General features: G+C 71.8%; 13 protein-coding genes. 12 read left to right on the top strand and 1 reads right to left on the bottom strand.

Annotated elements, in window-relative coordinates; genetic code table 11:
- Window positions 1–28 precede the first annotated feature (28 nt).
- The 10 genes from mnmA (at window position 29) to EDF50_RS09650 (ending at window position 11,688) form a co-directional block, all read left to right on the top strand.
- Entirely contained in the window at window positions 29–1,159 is a 1,131-nt protein-coding gene (mnmA, locus tag EDF50_RS09605; RefSeq protein WP_123519297.1) for a tRNA 2-thiouridine(34) synthase MnmA, read from the top strand.
- A gap of 11 nt (window positions 1,160–1,170) precedes the next feature.
- Complete coding sequence (gene ligA, locus EDF50_RS09610; protein WP_123519409.1) at window positions 1,171–3,519, top strand: NAD-dependent DNA ligase LigA; 2,349 nt, start codon at window positions 1,171–1,173, stop codon at window positions 3,517–3,519.
- Window positions 3,520–3,624: 105 nt separating this feature from the next.
- Window positions 3,625–5,082 (top strand): alpha/beta hydrolase, encoded by a 1,458-nt coding sequence (locus tag EDF50_RS09615; protein ID WP_123519298.1) that lies wholly within the window; start codon window positions 3,625–3,627, stop codon window positions 5,080–5,082.
- 106 nt (window positions 5,083–5,188) lie between these two features.
- Entirely contained in the window at window positions 5,189–5,488 is a 300-nt protein-coding gene (gene gatC, locus EDF50_RS09620; protein WP_043594160.1) for an Asp-tRNA(Asn)/Glu-tRNA(Gln) amidotransferase subunit GatC, read from the top strand.
- A gap of 2 nt (window positions 5,489–5,490) precedes the next feature.
- Complete coding sequence (gene gatA, locus EDF50_RS09625) at window positions 5,491–7,041, top strand: Asp-tRNA(Asn)/Glu-tRNA(Gln) amidotransferase subunit GatA (RefSeq protein WP_123519299.1); 1,551 nt, start codon at window positions 5,491–5,493, stop codon at window positions 7,039–7,041.
- Entirely contained in the window at window positions 7,041–8,540 is a 1,500-nt protein-coding gene (gatB, locus tag EDF50_RS09630; RefSeq protein WP_123519300.1) for an Asp-tRNA(Asn)/Glu-tRNA(Gln) amidotransferase subunit GatB, read from the top strand. The genes gatA and gatB overlap by 1 nt, the downstream gene beginning before the upstream one ends.
- A 37-nt stretch (window positions 8,541–8,577) precedes the next feature.
- Entirely contained in the window at window positions 8,578–9,372 is a 795-nt protein-coding gene (locus EDF50_RS09635) for a hypothetical protein (protein WP_123519301.1), read from the top strand.
- A complete protein-coding gene (locus EDF50_RS09640) occupies window positions 9,365–10,201 on the top strand; it encodes a DUF3097 domain-containing protein (RefSeq protein ID WP_199738703.1) in 837 nt (278 codons plus the stop codon). The genes EDF50_RS09635 and EDF50_RS09640 overlap by 8 nt, the downstream gene beginning before the upstream one ends.
- A 153-nt stretch (window positions 10,202–10,354) precedes the next feature.
- The gene (locus EDF50_RS09645; RefSeq protein ID WP_123519302.1) at window positions 10,355–11,218 is read left to right on the top strand and encodes a spermidine/putrescine ABC transporter substrate-binding protein; all 864 of its coding nucleotides are present in this window, start codon (window positions 10,355–10,357) and stop codon (window positions 11,216–11,218) included.
- 53 nt (window positions 11,219–11,271) lie between these two features.
- Window positions 11,272–11,688, top strand: a complete 417-nt coding sequence (locus tag EDF50_RS09650; RefSeq protein ID WP_123519303.1) for a DUF3054 domain-containing protein — start codon at window positions 11,272–11,274, stop codon at window positions 11,686–11,688.
- A 25-nt stretch (window positions 11,689–11,713) separates the two neighbouring features.
- Here the strand turns inward: EDF50_RS09650 and EDF50_RS09655 are convergent, their stop codons facing one another.
- Entirely contained in the window at window positions 11,714–12,040 is a 327-nt protein-coding gene (locus EDF50_RS09655; RefSeq protein WP_123519304.1) for an ATP-dependent DNA ligase, read from the bottom strand.
- Between the two features lie 190 nt (window positions 12,041–12,230).
- Between EDF50_RS09655 and EDF50_RS09660 the strand changes: the two genes are divergently transcribed.
- Window positions 12,231–12,947, top strand: coding sequence for a DedA family protein (locus tag EDF50_RS09660; protein WP_123519305.1), 717 nt, complete (start codon window positions 12,231–12,233; stop codon window positions 12,945–12,947).
- 109 nt (window positions 12,948–13,056) lie between these two features.
- Window positions 13,057–13,881, top strand: coding sequence for a hypothetical protein (locus tag EDF50_RS09665; RefSeq protein WP_123519411.1), 825 nt, complete (start codon window positions 13,057–13,059; stop codon window positions 13,879–13,881).
- The last annotated feature ends 78 nt before the right edge of the window (window positions 13,882–13,959 follow it).

Consider the following 13,959-nt stretch of genomic DNA (forward strand, 5'->3'; position numbering starts at 1 on the left):
CCCTAGGCCCGCTGCGTACACTTGTCGGATGAAGGTCTTGGCAGCGATGAGTGGTGGAGTCGACTCGGCGGTCGCCGCGGCGAGGGCGGTCGAGGCCGGCCACGACGTGGTGGGGGTGCACCTGGCGCTGAGCCGGATGCCGGGCACGCTCCGCACCGGCAGCCGTGGCTGCTGCACCATCGAGGACTCGATGGACGCCCAGCGCGCCGCCAACAAGATCGGTATCCCGTACTACGTGTGGGACTTCTCCGAGCGGTTCAAGCTCGATGTCGTCGACGACTTCGTCGCCGAGTACACCGCGGGCCGGACACCCAACCCGTGCATGCGCTGCAACGAGCGCATCAAGTTCGCCGCCCTCCTCGAGAAGGCGCTCGCGCTCGGCTTCGACGCGGTCTGCACCGGGCACTACGCGACCATCGTCACCGACGACCAGGGCAACCGTGAGCTGCACCGCGCCTCCGCGTGGGCGAAGGACCAGTCGTACGTGCTGGGCGTGCTCACCGCCGAGCAGCTCGCGCACTCGATGTTCCCGCTCGGGGCGACGCCCTCCAAGGCCGAGGTGCGGGCCGAGGCGGCCGAGCGCGGTTTCAGCGTGGCGTCGAAGCCCGACAGCCACGACATCTGCTTCATCCCCGACGGAGACACCCGCGGGTGGCTCGCTGAACGCGTCGGTGCCGAGACGGGCGAGATCCTCGACCGCAATGGTGCCGTGGTCGGCTCGCACGAGGGCGCGCACGCCTTCACGGTCGGTCAGCGCAAGGGCCTGAACATCGGGTTCCCGTCGGACGACGGCAAACCGCGCTTCGTCCTCGAGGTGCGGCCGGTCGACAACACGGTCGTCGTCGGCCCGAAAGAGGCTCTCGACATCGCCGAGATCGCCGGTGGCTCGTACACGTGGGCCGGGCTCGCCCCGGTCGACCCGACGGTCGCGTTCGACTGCGACGTGCAGATCCGTGCCCACGCCGACCCGGTGCCGGCCGTCGCGCGGGTGTCGGTGGTCGAGGGTAAGAAAGAACTCGTGATCACACCTCGCGAACCCCTCAACGGCGTCGCCCCCGGGCAGACCGCCGTCGTCTACGTCGGCACGCGCGTCCTCGGGCAGTGCACCATCGACCGCACGGTCAGCGCCGTGCCGGTTCCCGTCGCCGCGACCGCCTGACGCGACCGACGATGAGCGACACCGGCATCGACCCCGCTTCCCCCTCCGGGTCCGTGGTCGAGAGCGTTCCCGACGACCTCTCGGTGGCACGAGACGAGGCCGAACGGTTGACGACCCGCATCCTCGAGCTGCGCGACCAGTACTACGAGGGCAACGGCTCGACCGTCGCCGACGCCGACTACGACGGCCTCGTGCGACGCCTCGACGCCCTCGAGCGAGCGCACCCCGAGCTGCAGAAGCCCGACAGCCCCACACAGACGGTCGGTGGCCGGGCCGAGACCACCCAGTTCGCCCCGGTCGAGCACGCCGAGCGCATGCTGAGCCTCGACAACGTCTTCAGCGACGACGAGTTGGCCGAATGGGCCGGCAAGGTGCAGCGCGACGCCGGGGCCGAGCGTGTGCGGTTCCTCACCGAGCTCAAGATCGACGGCCTGGCGATCAACCTGCGCTACGAGGACGGGGTGCTCGTCACCGCCGCCACGCGCGGCGACGGCGTCGTGGGCGAAGACGTGACCGGCAACGTGCTCGCGATGGGCACGATCCCCGAGCGTCTCGAGGGCACCGGCCACCCGCCGCTCGTCGAGGTGCGGGGCGAGATCTTCTTCCCGGTCAGCGAGTTCGACGAGCTCAACGCGAGGCAGCGCGAGGCCGGTGAACGCGTCTTCGCGAACCCCCGCAACGCCGCCGCCGGCTCGCTCCGTCAGAAAGAAGAGGGCAAGAGCCCCGAGAAACGCGAGTTGATGCACGCGCGCCTGCGTCGACTGCGCATGCTCGTGCACGGGGTCGGTGCCTGGCCGGTGCGCGAACTCGAGCGTGCGACCGAGGTGCGGTCGCAGTCCGAGGTCTACGACCTGCTGGGCGGGTGGGGCCTGCCCATCTCGACGCACCACCGCGTCTTCGACAGGGTCGACGAGGTCGAGGCGTTCATCCACGACTACGGGGTGCGCCGCTCGTCGGTCGAGCACCAGATCGACGGCATCGTCGTCAAGGTCGACGACCTCGCCCTGCACGACGAGCTCGGGGCCACGAGCCGGGCCCCGCGGTGGGCGACGGCGTTCAAGTACCCGCCCGAAGAGGTCAACACGACGCTGCTCGACATCGTCGTCAGCGTCGGTCGCACCGGCCGGGCCACACCGTTCGCGGTCATGGAGAAGGTCGAGGTCGCCGGCAGCGAGGTGCGTCAGGCGACCCTGCACAACCAGCAGGTGGTCAAGGCCAAGGGCGTGCTCATCGGCGACACCGTGGTGCTGCGCAAGGCGGGCGACGTCATCCCCGAGGTGCTCGGTCCGGTGATCGAGCTGCGTGACGGCACCGAGCGCGAGTTCGTCATGCCCGACGACTGCCCCGAGTGCGGAACCCCGCTCAAGCCCGCGAAAGAGGGCGACATCGACCTGCGCTGCCCCAACGCCGAGAGCTGCCCGGCGCAGGTGCGCGGTCGAGTCGAGCACATCGCCTCACGTGGCTCCCTCGACGTCGAGGGCCTCGGCGAGGTGGCCGCGGCGGCTCTGACCCAGCCCGTCGAGCCGGCCACGCCGCCCCTGCGCACCGAAGCCGGCCTGTTCAGCCTCACCATGGCCGACATCTTCCCCGTGCGGGTCGTCGTCCGTGACGCCGAGACCGGCATGCGGAAGCTCGAGGCCGACGGGCAGCCGAAACTCGTCACGCCCTTCCGTCGCAAGCGGGCGAAGCGTGACGGCGACCACGATCCGCAGGCGTCCGAGTTCTCGGGCGACGAGACCTCGGTGCCGTCCAAGACGGCGATCGAGATGCTCGCCAACCTCGAGAAGGCGAAGACCAGTCCGCTCTGGCGCATCCTCGTCGGCCTCAGCATCCGTCACGTCGGCCCGGTCGCGGCCCGGGCGCTCGCCAATCACTTCGGTTCGCTCGACGCCATCAGGGCGGCTTCTCGCGACGAACTCGCCGCGGTCGACGGCGTGGGCGGCATCATCGCCGACGCGTTGCTCGCCTGGTTCGAGGTCGACTGGCACGTCGAGATCATCGACCGGTGGACGGCCGCGGGCGTGCAGTTCGCGACTCCCGGTCACCCTGGCCCGGGTGCTGCCGAGGCGGCCGGCGGTGTGCTCACCGGGGTGACCGTCGTGGCGACCGGCAGTCTCGAGGGTTTCACCCGCGAGGGTGCCCTCGAGGCCATCGTCGAGGCCGGCGGCAAGGCCGCGAGCAGCGTGAGCAAGAAGACCGACTTCGTCGCGGCCGGACCAGGCGCCGGGTCGAAGCTGACAAAAGCCGAACAACTCGGGGTACGAATCATCGACGCCGAGCAATTCGCGGTCCTCCTTAAGGAGGGCCCGGCGGCCTTGGCTGACCCCCAGACGGGGGGCGACGAGGCGGCAGATTCGTGATTCCCCTGGTCAGGCGGCACTTTCTCTTCGTAAGATGTGAGGACGTGTCGTTCTCCAGCAGTAGGGAGCCGGGGTACAGGCACGTGACGAGGGAGAAGACCCGACGTGCTGTTCCTCGCTGCGGCGATCATCTTTGCCTCCGTGCACCTGGGCGGGGTGGCCGGCGCTCCAGCTCTGACCGCCGAGCCGGCCACCACGGGTGACCTGGGGCGGTCCGCCGCCGACGTCGAGGCGTCCCCGCACGGCGTCACCGTGTCCCCGCCGATACGCGACGGTCGGGTCGAGCCCGATTTCGACGGTTGCCGCGGGGCCGGGGCGAGCACGTTCTCAGCGGAGGCCTGCCTCGACCAGCTGGCCCGCGCCTCCTCGTCCGGGGCCGAGCGGTTCGCCGCGACCCTCGACGCCGACGGCGACGACGCGACGTCTCTCGCGGCAGCGGTCGGAGAGCAGGTGTCGCCCGAGGTCACGGCGACCTGGTGGTCCGACCTGGAAGACGAACGGCGTCGCGTCCTCGCGCAGGCGCTGCCGGGCGTCGTCGGCAACCTCGAGGGCCTCCCGTACGCGGTGCGTGACACCGCCAATCGGCAGTCCCTGCGGTACGCGACCACGGCGGTGGCCGACCGGATCGGTTCCGACGCCGAGCGAGCGGACGATCCCCGGCGCCTCGCGATGCTCCAGCAGGTGCGGGCGACGCTCGACGGCGCGACGCACGACGTGCCCTTCGCCGGGACGGCGGACCGCCACCTCGTCGCCCTCGACACGGCGCTGCCCGGCCGGGCGGCCGTCACCGTCGGCGACCTCGACACGGCCGACGACGTCAGCGTGCTCGTGCCCGGCATGCTCTTCACCGTCTCGGACCAGCTCGTCGACTGGACCAACACCGCCGGCGCCCTGCACGACGAGCAGGCCACCTGGGCGACGTTGCTCGGTCGCGGCGGGCCGGGGCCCGTGCCGACCGTCGCCGTCGTGGCCTGGATGGGCTACCAGACGCCCGACCTGACGAACTTCTACGACCTCGGCCTCGCCCACCGGGGTGCCGACCACCTCGAGGACGCCCTCGCCGGACTCGACGCGGCCCGGCCGGCGGACGAACCGCGCGTGTCGGTCATGGCGCACTCGTACGGGTCGACGACGGCCACGATCGCCCTGTCGTCGGGCCGCGTCGCGGTCGACTCACTCGTGCTGCTGGGGTCGCCCGGGAGCGTCGTCACCGAGGCGGGCGACCTCGCCGTCCGGGGGGACGACGTCTACGCGGCGGCCGGGAGCTTCGACCCGGTGGCGGGCAGCGGGTTCTTCGGGGCCGACCCGGCGACGGCCGCCTTCGGTGCGGTCGTGCTGCACATGGGCGGCGGCTCCGACACCGTGACGGGGCGCGCCCTCGACGCGGCCCTGGGCCACAACGACTACTTCCGCGCCGGCACCGAGTCGATGCGCAGCCTCGCGCTGATTGGACTGGGGCACGGCGACCTCGTGGACGGTCGCGCCGGCGACCCCGGCGGGGGAGGCCCTGAGGCTCCCGCCCTCACGCTGGTGCGCCCGCAGGACGTGTACTTCCGTGACTGAGAGGCCGACGACGTCGTCCGGGCGACCCCCGGGCGTCGGTGCCGCCCCGTAGAATCGTGCGGTAGCCCCGCCGCGGTACCCCCGCACGACCACGTGAGAGAGAAGCATGTCCGAAATCACGCGCGAGCAGGTGCAGCACCTCGCCGGTCTCGCCCGCATCGCCCTCACCGAGGCCGAGATCGACACGATGACCGCCGAACTCGGCCACATCGTCGACAGCGTCGCCAAGGTCCGAGAGGTCGCGACCGACGACGTCCCCGCGACCAGCCACCCGATCCCGCTCGAGAACGTGTTCCGGCCCGACGTCGTGGGCGAGACGCTCACGGCCGAGCAGGCGCTGTCCGGCGCCCCCGACCACGACGGCTCGCGCTTCCGGGTGAGCGCGATCCTGGGAGAAGAGCAGTAGCCATGACCGACACCACCTCGCTCGTCCACCTGTCCGCCGCCGAGCTGTCGACGCGGCTCGCCGCCGGCGACGTGTCGTCGGTCGACGTCACGCGTGCCCACCTCGACCGCATCGAGGCGGTCGACGGCGACGTCCACGCCTTCCTCCACGTCAGCTCCGCCGCACTCGACACGGCCGCCGACGTCGACCGCCGTCGAGCCGCGGGCGAAGCCCTCGGTCCGCTCGCCGGCATCCCGATCGCCATCAAGGACGTGCTCTGCACGATCGACATGCCGTCGACCTCGGGCAGCAAGATCCTCGAGGGCTGGGTGCCGCCGTACGACGCGACCGTCGTCGCCAAGCTGCGCTCGGCCGACCTCGTCCCGCTCGGCAAGACCAACATGGACGAATTCGCGATGGGCTCGTCGACCGAGTTCTCGGCCTACGGGCCGACGCACAACCCCTGGTCGCTCGACCGCATCCCCGGCGGGTCGGGGGGTGGCTCCGCGGCCGCCGTGGCCGCCTTCGAGGCGCCACTGGCCCTCGGCAGCGACACCGGCGGGTCGATCCGTCAGCCCGGCGCCGTCACCGGCACCGTCGGCGTCAAGCCGACCTACGGCTCCGTCAGTCGTTACGGAGCGATCGCCCTGGCCAGCTCGCTCGACCAGGTCGGTCCGGTCAGCCGGACGGTGCTCGACAGTGCGATGCTCCACGACGTCATCACGGGGCACGACCCCCGCGACTCCACCTCGTTGCGCGACGCCTGGCCCTCGTTCACCGAGGCGGCCCGCACCGGTCTCGCCGGCGGCGCCCTGAAGGGGGTCCGCGTCGGTGTCGTCCGCGAGCTCAACGGCGAGGGCTTCCAGGCCGGGGTCAAGGCACGTTTCGCCGAGGCCCTCGAGCTGATGAGCGCGGCCGGCGCCGAGATCGTCGACATCTCGGCCCCGAGCTTCGAGCACGCGATCAGCGCCTATTACCTGATCCTGCCCGCCGAGGCGTCGAGCAACCTCGCCAAGTTCGACTCGGTGCGCTTCGGCCTGCGGGTCGTCCCCGAGGGCGGCGGCACCGTCGAGGACGTCATGGCCGCCACCCGCGAGGCGGGCTTCGGCCCCGAGGTGAAGCGTCGCATCATCCTGGGCACCTACGCCCTGAGCGCCGGTTACTACGACGCCTACTACGGCAGTGCGCAGAAGGTGCGCACCCTCGTGCAGCGCGACTTCGCGGCCGCGTTCGACCAGGTCGACGTGCTCGTCTCGCCCTCGGCGCCCACGACGGCCTTCCGGCTCGGCGAGAAGATCGACGACCCGCTGGCGATGTACCTCAACGACATCACGACGATCCCGGCCAACCTGGCCGGCATCCCGGGCATCACGGTGCCGATGGGTCTGGCCGAAGAGGACGGGCTGCCGACGGGGCTGCAGTTCATGGCCCCCGCGCGCGGCGACGCCCGCCTCTACACCTATGGCGCCGCCCTCGAGCAGCTGCTCGAGCAGGGCTGGGGCCACACGCTCATCTCGCGCGCGCCCGACCTGAGCGCGACCGAGCAGACCGCCGCCACCGAGGGAGTCATCTGATGGCCAAGGCAGACCTGATGGACTACGAGAAGGCCCTCGAGCAGTTCGAGGTCGTCCTCGGCTTCGAGGTGCACGTCGAACTCGCCACGAAGACCAAGATGTTCTCGGACGCCCCGAACTTCTTCGGCGGCGAGCCCAACACCAACGTCACCCCGGTCGACCTGGGCCTGCCCGGTTCGCTGCCGGTGGTCAACGAGCAGGCGGTGCGTTACTCGATCAGTCTCGGTCTCGCGCTCGGCTGCTCGATCGCCGAGAGCTCGCGCTTCGCTCGCAAGAACTACTTCTACCCCGACAACCCCAAGAACTACCAGGTCAGCCAGTTCGACGAGCCGATCGCGTTCGAGGGAGAAGTCGAGGTCGAACTGCCCGACGGAACGGTCTTCGCCATCCCGATCGAGCGTGCCCACATGGAAGAGGACGCCGGCAAGCTGACGCACGTCGGCGGGTCCACCGGTCGCATCCAGGGCGCCGAGTACTCGCTCGTCGACTACAACCGCGCGGGCATCCCGCTCGTCGAGATCGTCACCAAGCCGATCATCGGCGCGGGTGCGAAGGGCCCCGAGCTGGGCGCCGCCTACGTCTCCACCATCCGCGACATCGTGCGGGCCCTGGGCGTCAGCGAGGCCCGCATGGAACGCGGCAACCTGCGCTGCGACGCCAACGTCTCGCTGCGTCCGCACGGGCAGCGAGAACTCGGCACCCGGACCGAGACGAAGAACGTCAACTCGTTCCGCTCGGTCGAGCGGGCTGTCCGCTACGAGATCCAGCGTCAGGCGGCGATCCTCGCCGCGGGTGGGACGATCACGCAAGAGACGCGCCACTGGCACGAAGACACCGGTCGCACCTCGGCGGGTCGCCCGAAGAGCGACGCCGACGACTACCGGTACTTCCCCGAGCCCGACCTGCTGCCCGTCGTGCCTCCGCGCGAGCTCGTCGACGAGCTGCGTCTCGCCCTGCCCGAGGCGCCCGTCGCCCAGCGCCGCCGGCTCAAGTCCGACTGGGGCTTCGCCGACCTCGAGTTCCAGGACGTGGTGAACTCGGGGCTGCTCACCGAGCTCGTCGAGACCGTCGCTGCGGGCGCTTCGCCTCAGGCGGCGCGCAAGTGGTGGACGGGCGAGATCGCGCGCCTGGCCAACGCCCGGGGCGTCGAGGCGTCGAGCCTCGTGTCTCCGCTGCACGTCAGCGAGCTCATCGCCCTGGTCGAGAGCGGCGAGCTGACCGACCGTCTCGCCCGTCAGGTGCTCGAGGGTGTCGTCGCCGGCGAGGGCAGCCCGTCCGAGGTCGTCGAGGCGCGCGGTCTCAAGGTCGTCTCCGACGACGGCGCGCTGATCGCCGCGATCGACGAGGCTCTCGCCAGCCAGCCCGACGTGCTCGCGAAGATCCGCGACGGCAAGGTCCAGGCCGCCGGAGCGGTCATCGGCGCCGTCATGAAGGCCATGAAGGGCCAGGCCGACGCCGCCCGCGTCCGCGAGCTGGTGCTCGAGCGGGCGCAGGCCTGACCGACGTGACCACGGCCGCGGCAGGGTGCGGCGCACGATGAACCTCGTCGCGCGTCTGCGCCCCGCCGTGCCCGTGGCGGTCGCGCTCGTCGGCGTCCTCGTGACCCTGGCGGTCGCCTCGCGCGTCCTGCCCGGCCGTGTCGTGATGGTCCACCTCAGCGAGACCGGCGGATCGGCGTTCGCGGCCAGCCGAGACGACCTCGTCCTGCTCGGTGGCGTCCTCGTGGTCGGCATCGTCGTGACCTGGCTGGTCTCGGCTCTGTTCCTCGCCGTGACGCCCGTGCGCCACGTGCTCGTCCCGCACGCCGCCTTCTGGAAGCAGCCGACGAACCGGGCCGAGATGAGGCGCCGGTACGCGCGGTACCTCGCCGTGGCGACCGGAGCCTCCTTGTGGTTCCTCTCGGCTCTCTTCGTGCTGGCCATGGCCTCGCAGAGCGGCCCGCTCGCCGCGTGGTGGCTGCCGGCGGCCGTCTCCGCCGCCTTCGTGCTGTTCGTCCTGGGCGGTCTGGTCTGGGTGTTCACCGTCGGGTTCGCGCCGACCCCGGCGGGCGTCGCGGCCCGCGGGGTCGCGTCGGCCCCGGAGGCGCGGGTCCGGTCGAGGCCGCCCGCCGCGGCCGTCGAGACCCCCCGGGCAGCTCCGGCGGCGCGTCCGCAACGGGCGGGCGCTGCCCCCGTCAGCGGGACGCCGAGAACCGGCACCGCGCCTCCTGTGCCGTCACCACGGCCGGGCCGTGTGCCCGGGCGCCCGGCGACACCGACCGCCGACGGCCCGCGCAAGGGCCCACCCCGTCCCTACCAACCTCGACCCCGCTCCGGAGGCCCCCGTGGATGACGACCGGTACGGTGCCGACGTGCTCGCCGGCGACTGGAAGCGATCGTCAAGGCCTGCTCCGACGCCCACCGACGCCGTCCGAGACCTCGTGGTCGAGGAGGTCCGGTCGGGCTTCACCGGCGCGATCGTCCGCGTCGAGGCCGGCACCGTCGAACTCGAGGACTGGAAGGGGCGGGTGCGGGCCTTCCCGCTGACCGGGTCGTTCCTGATCGACGACGCCCCGGTCGCCCTGCGCGTACCCCGGGCGGCCCCGCCGGGTCGGGCGCGTACGGCGTCCGGATCGTTCGCCGTCGAGGACGCGAAGGCCCGGGTCGCGCGGCAGAGCCGCATCTTCGTCGAGGGGCGACACGACGCCGAGCTGGTCGAGAAGGTCTGGGGCTCCGACCTGCGGGTCGAGGGTGTCGTCGTCGAGTACCTCGAGGGGGTCGACCACCTGGCCGACGTGCTCCGCGAGTTCCGGCCGGGGCCCGAGCGGCGGGTCGGCGTGCTCGTCGACCACCTCGTGCCGGGCTCGAAAGAGAGTCGTGTGGCCGAGGGCATCGCCCGCAGTCCGCTCGGTCGCCACGTGCTCGTCGTCGGCCACCCGTTCGTCGACGTGTGGCAGGCCGTGAAGCCGGCTCGACTCGGCGTCGACGCCTGGCCCGTCGTGCCCCGCTCGGTCGAGTGGAAGCACGGCGTCTGCGAGGCGATGGGCTGGCCGCACGACGATCAGGCCGACATCGCGCGGGCCTGGCAGCACATCCTGTCGCGGGTGCGCAGCTACGCCGACCTCGAACCGTCGGTGCTCGGACGGGTCGAGGAGCTCATCGATTTCGTCACGTCCGGCTGAGCCCGGGCGTTCGCGGAGGCACGGGTCGGTGCCGGCGTGCGCCTCGAGCCGTGGGCCGATATCGGGTCCGACCATTGCCTCCGAGACCCCGATCCCCGGGAATCGCCCGGGCGTGTCGGCACCTGGGCGGCATTTCGCCCTAAGTTCGAGGGCATGGCCGAGCAGATCGAGGGACGCGTCAGTTCCGCCGTCGACGCCTGGCTCCGCTGGCTGCCCCGGTGGCACATCGGCACCGCCCGGGGCCGTACGCGCCCCTGTCGCGTCTGCCTGGGTTCTCCCGTCGCCACCGCGGCCGGCTTCGACCACGACGTGCCGCACGCCGTCCAGCACGCGCTGCTGAACCGGATGCGGCAGATCGTCGACGACGACGTCGACGAGTACACGGCCCGCAACCTGCCGCTCGTCACGCGCGAGCTCCGGCTCGCCGAGGCCCAGGAGGCGCGGGGCTACCGACCCGACCAGGGTCTCGACCTCGAGTTCCAGGGCCTCGACCTCGACCCCGAGCCCGAACCGGGCCAGCCGTTCCTCTTCACGCTCGCCGGTCTCGCGGGCATGCCCGCGGACGAGGGGGTCGTCCCGCCCGACCCCACCCTCGGGGGGACGGAACCCTCGGGGAGCGGCACCGAGGTCGACCTCCCCGCCTTCTCGTCCGACGTCGACGATCTCGAGGGCTGGCTGCTGGCGCCCGACTCGTCGTCGTCCGACGCGCCCGGGTCGCCCGGTTCCGGCCCGGCGGCCGAGCCGGGACCGCAGCCCGAACCCGCTCCGCGACACGAGCACGAGCACGAGCACGAGCCCGAGCACGAGGTCGAGTACTCGGACGAGGCCAAGGCGGCGCTTCGACGCGAGATCACGCTGGCCGGCGACCACGCCGAGGCCGTCGGCACGAGCCTGTGCCTCGCCCTCGTGCACCACCGTCCGCGGATCGCCGAGGCGATCGACCGTCTCGTGGCGCCGCAGGTCGACGAACTGCTGGCAGAGTTGTCGCGCGCGCTCGAGCAGCCGCGGTCCCGCTGAACCGGAACCGCCCGACCTGCCGCGGGTGCCGACGTCACGAGAGGACCCCCGAGATGACCCGCTCCACCCCGACCTCGAGCACGACGACCCGGCGACGAGACGTGGGCCCGGCGCGGTGGCCGATCGTCGTCGACCTCGTCGCCGTCGTGGCCTTCGTCGTGATCGGTCGTCGCAGTCACGCGGAGGGGCTCGACCTGACCGGCCTGCTCGGCACCCTCTGGCCGTTCGTCGTCGGCGCGGTCGTCGGCTGGGTGAGCGTGGCAGGAGTCCGCTGGCCCCTGTCGACGGTCCGGTCGGGCGCGGTCGTCTGGGTCTCGACCGCCGTGATCGGGGTGTTGCTGCGGGTGGTCGCCGGACAGGGCGTGCAGCTCAGCTTCGTGATCGTGACGATCGTCGTGCTCGGTGTGTTCCTGGTGGGCTGGCGGGCCGTCGTCGCCCTGGTGCGACGGGTGCGCGGTACCCGAGGCTAGAGGTCACGGCGGCACCCGACCCGGGTCAGCCCCGTCGCTTGACGCTGTTGTCGAGGCTGGGCTCGTCGGTGAGCACGAGGCCGGACGAACTGTTCGACGAGGCCGTCAACTCGTTGAGCCAGTCACGGTTGATCGACGGCACCCGCCCGCCCGAGTACTTGAAGTAGAGCGGGATACCGGCGTCCAGCCAGATGCTGCTGCGGCCGTCGCCGACCTTCTGCGTGTCGCGCCACGAGAAGAAGAACGACTCGCGTCGGCGCAGCTTGGTGGCGATGACGATCTGGAGGTGTTCGAGCACGCGGTCCTCGAACTCGACCTCGATGCCCGATGTGCCGTAGATGAGCGATCCCATTGGGGTCCTGTTTCGTGAGGGTGGCCGACGTCGGCGACGAGTCCGACACAGGTCAATGTACCTTGCGATCAGGCGTTCTCCGACAGGCGAGCACCGCGGGGACGTTGTGGGCGGACGTGCAGGCTGTGACGCCATACTCGGGGCTGCCGATCCGCTGCGCCCCGAGCGCCCGACCGACCAGCTGGGACCCATGACCTCGACAGCCCCCGTCCTCCGCGCCTCCTCGTCCTCGAGCCAGGACGTCGTCGCCGACCTCGACGGCCTCGTCGGATTCGCCGCCCGCGTCATCGACGCCCTCGGCGAGTGGGGCGTCGCCCTGCTCACCTTCGTCGAGACCGTGTTCCCTCCGATCCCGAGCGAGATCATCCTGCCGCTGGCCGGGTTCCTGGCCGGCGCCGGGTCGATGAACATCGTGCTGCTGATCGCGCTGAGCACGCTCGGCGCCTACCTCGGCGCCCTCGTCCTCTACGGACTCGGGGCGGGGCTCGGCCTCGACCGCAGCATCCGCTGGCTGGCCAAGCTGCCGCTCGTCGACCGCCACGACTTCGAGAAGGCTGCCGGCTGGTTCGACCGCCACGGGAAGTCGGCGGTGTTCTTCGGCCGGTTCATCCCGGGCGTCCGCAGCCTCATCTCGCTGCCCGCCGGCGCCGAGCGCATGCCCCTGCTGGTCTTCTCGGTCTTCACCATCGTGGGCAGCGGCCTGTGGAACGGCCTGCTGATCGGCCTGGGCGCCGCCCTCGGCACCCAGTACGAGCTGATCGACGAGTACGCCAAGTACCTCGACTACGCCGTCTACGCGGCGATCGCGGGCGTCGTGGTGTTCCTCGTCGTCCGGTCGGTGCGCCGTCGACGGGCCGGTGTCGACGACGCGTCGCGCGACGCCGTCGATCAGGACGTTCGCGGCTGACGCTCCGTCGCTGCCCAGGCGGCAGGCTCGACCGGTCCGTAGCGTGGTGGGCAGACCGACGCCGCGCCCCGCGTGCGGCACCGAGCACACGACCCGACAGGACGTCACCATGGGATTCCTCGACCGCCTCCTCGGCCGCGAGCCGCAGCAGGGCCAGCCTCAACAGCAGTCCGCTCCGCAGGGCTACCGGTACGGTCAGCAGAGCTACGAGCAGCCCGCCGCCCCACAGCAGGGCTACGACCAGCAGGGCTACGACCAGCAGGGCTACGGCCAGCAGCCGTCGGTCCAGCCCGCGTCCGGGCGCCCCGCTGGTCCGGCCCGCAGCGACGACGAGATCGCCGTCGAGCGCTACCGCTACCTGCTGAAGACGGCCCCGCCCGAGACCATCGAGCAGGTGCACGCCGAGGCCTTCGCGAAGCTCAGCCCCGAGCAGCGCCGCCTGGTCTTCGACCAGTTGACGGCCGAGTCGAGCCCCGGTGAGGCACCCCGCGGTGACGACGCCGGTTCGCTCGCCCAAGCGGCGACCCGCTCCGAGTTGCGCCGGCCCGGCACGCTCGAGCGCACCCTCGGCGGCGGCGCGACCGGTCAGCAGCAGGTCGGCCCGAACGGCCAGCCCGTGCGCCAGGGGCCCGGGATGGGCTCGATCATCGGCGGATCGATCCTGGGCACGGTCGCGGGTTACGTCATCGGGTCGACCCTGATGAGTGCGTTCCTGCCCGACGCGGGCGCGACGGCGGACGGAGGCGCGGGGGACGACCCCGGCGCCGACCAGGGCACCGAGGGCGACGGGGAAGCGGACGCGGGTGCCGACGGCGGGACCGAGACGGCGAGTGACGGCGGCGGCGACTTCGGTGCCGACACGGGTGGCGACTTCGGCGGAGGCGACTTCGGTGGCGGTTTCGGCGACTTCGGCGGCGGCGACTTCGACATCTGAGACCTGAGCGTCGACCCGGGCCGGGCCCCTCGCCGCGGACTAGCGTCGAGGGTCCGCCCACCACCCGCCGTCAGGCCC

This window comes from Frigoribacterium sp. PhB24, assembly GCF_003755185.1.
GTDB lineage: Bacteria > Actinomycetota > Actinomycetes > Actinomycetales > Microbacteriaceae > Frigoribacterium.

Bases quoted from the DNA above. Each gene is read 5' to 3' on its own strand.
- mnmA (WP_123519297.1), top strand. From the start codon at position 29: ATGAAGGTCTTGGCAGCGATGAGTGGTGGAGTCGACTCGGCGGTCGCC.
- ligA (WP_123519409.1), top strand. From the start codon at position 1,171: ATGAGCGACACCGGCATCGACCCCGCTTCCCCCTCCGGGTCCGTGGTC.
- gatC (WP_043594160.1), top strand. From the start codon at position 5,189: ATGTCCGAAATCACGCGCGAGCAGGTGCAGCACCTCGCCGGTCTCGCC.
- gatA (WP_123519299.1), top strand. From the start codon at position 5,491: ATGACCGACACCACCTCGCTCGTCCACCTGTCCGCCGCCGAGCTGTCG.
- gatB (WP_123519300.1), top strand. From the start codon at position 7,041: ATGGCCAAGGCAGACCTGATGGACTACGAGAAGGCCCTCGAGCAGTTC.
- EDF50_RS09635 (WP_123519301.1), top strand. From the start codon at position 8,578: ATGAACCTCGTCGCGCGTCTGCGCCCCGCCGTGCCCGTGGCGGTCGCG.
- EDF50_RS09645 (WP_123519302.1), top strand. From the start codon at position 10,355: ATGGCCGAGCAGATCGAGGGACGCGTCAGTTCCGCCGTCGACGCCTGG.
- EDF50_RS09650 (WP_123519303.1), top strand. From the start codon at position 11,272: ATGACCCGCTCCACCCCGACCTCGAGCACGACGACCCGGCGACGAGAC.
- EDF50_RS09655 (WP_123519304.1), bottom strand. From the start codon at position 12,040: ATGGGATCGCTCATCTACGGCACATCGGGCATCGAGGTCGAGTTCGAG.
- EDF50_RS09660 (WP_123519305.1), top strand. From the start codon at position 12,231: ATGACCTCGACAGCCCCCGTCCTCCGCGCCTCCTCGTCCTCGAGCCAG.
- EDF50_RS09665 (WP_123519411.1), top strand. From the start codon at position 13,057: ATGGGATTCCTCGACCGCCTCCTCGGCCGCGAGCCGCAGCAGGGCCAG.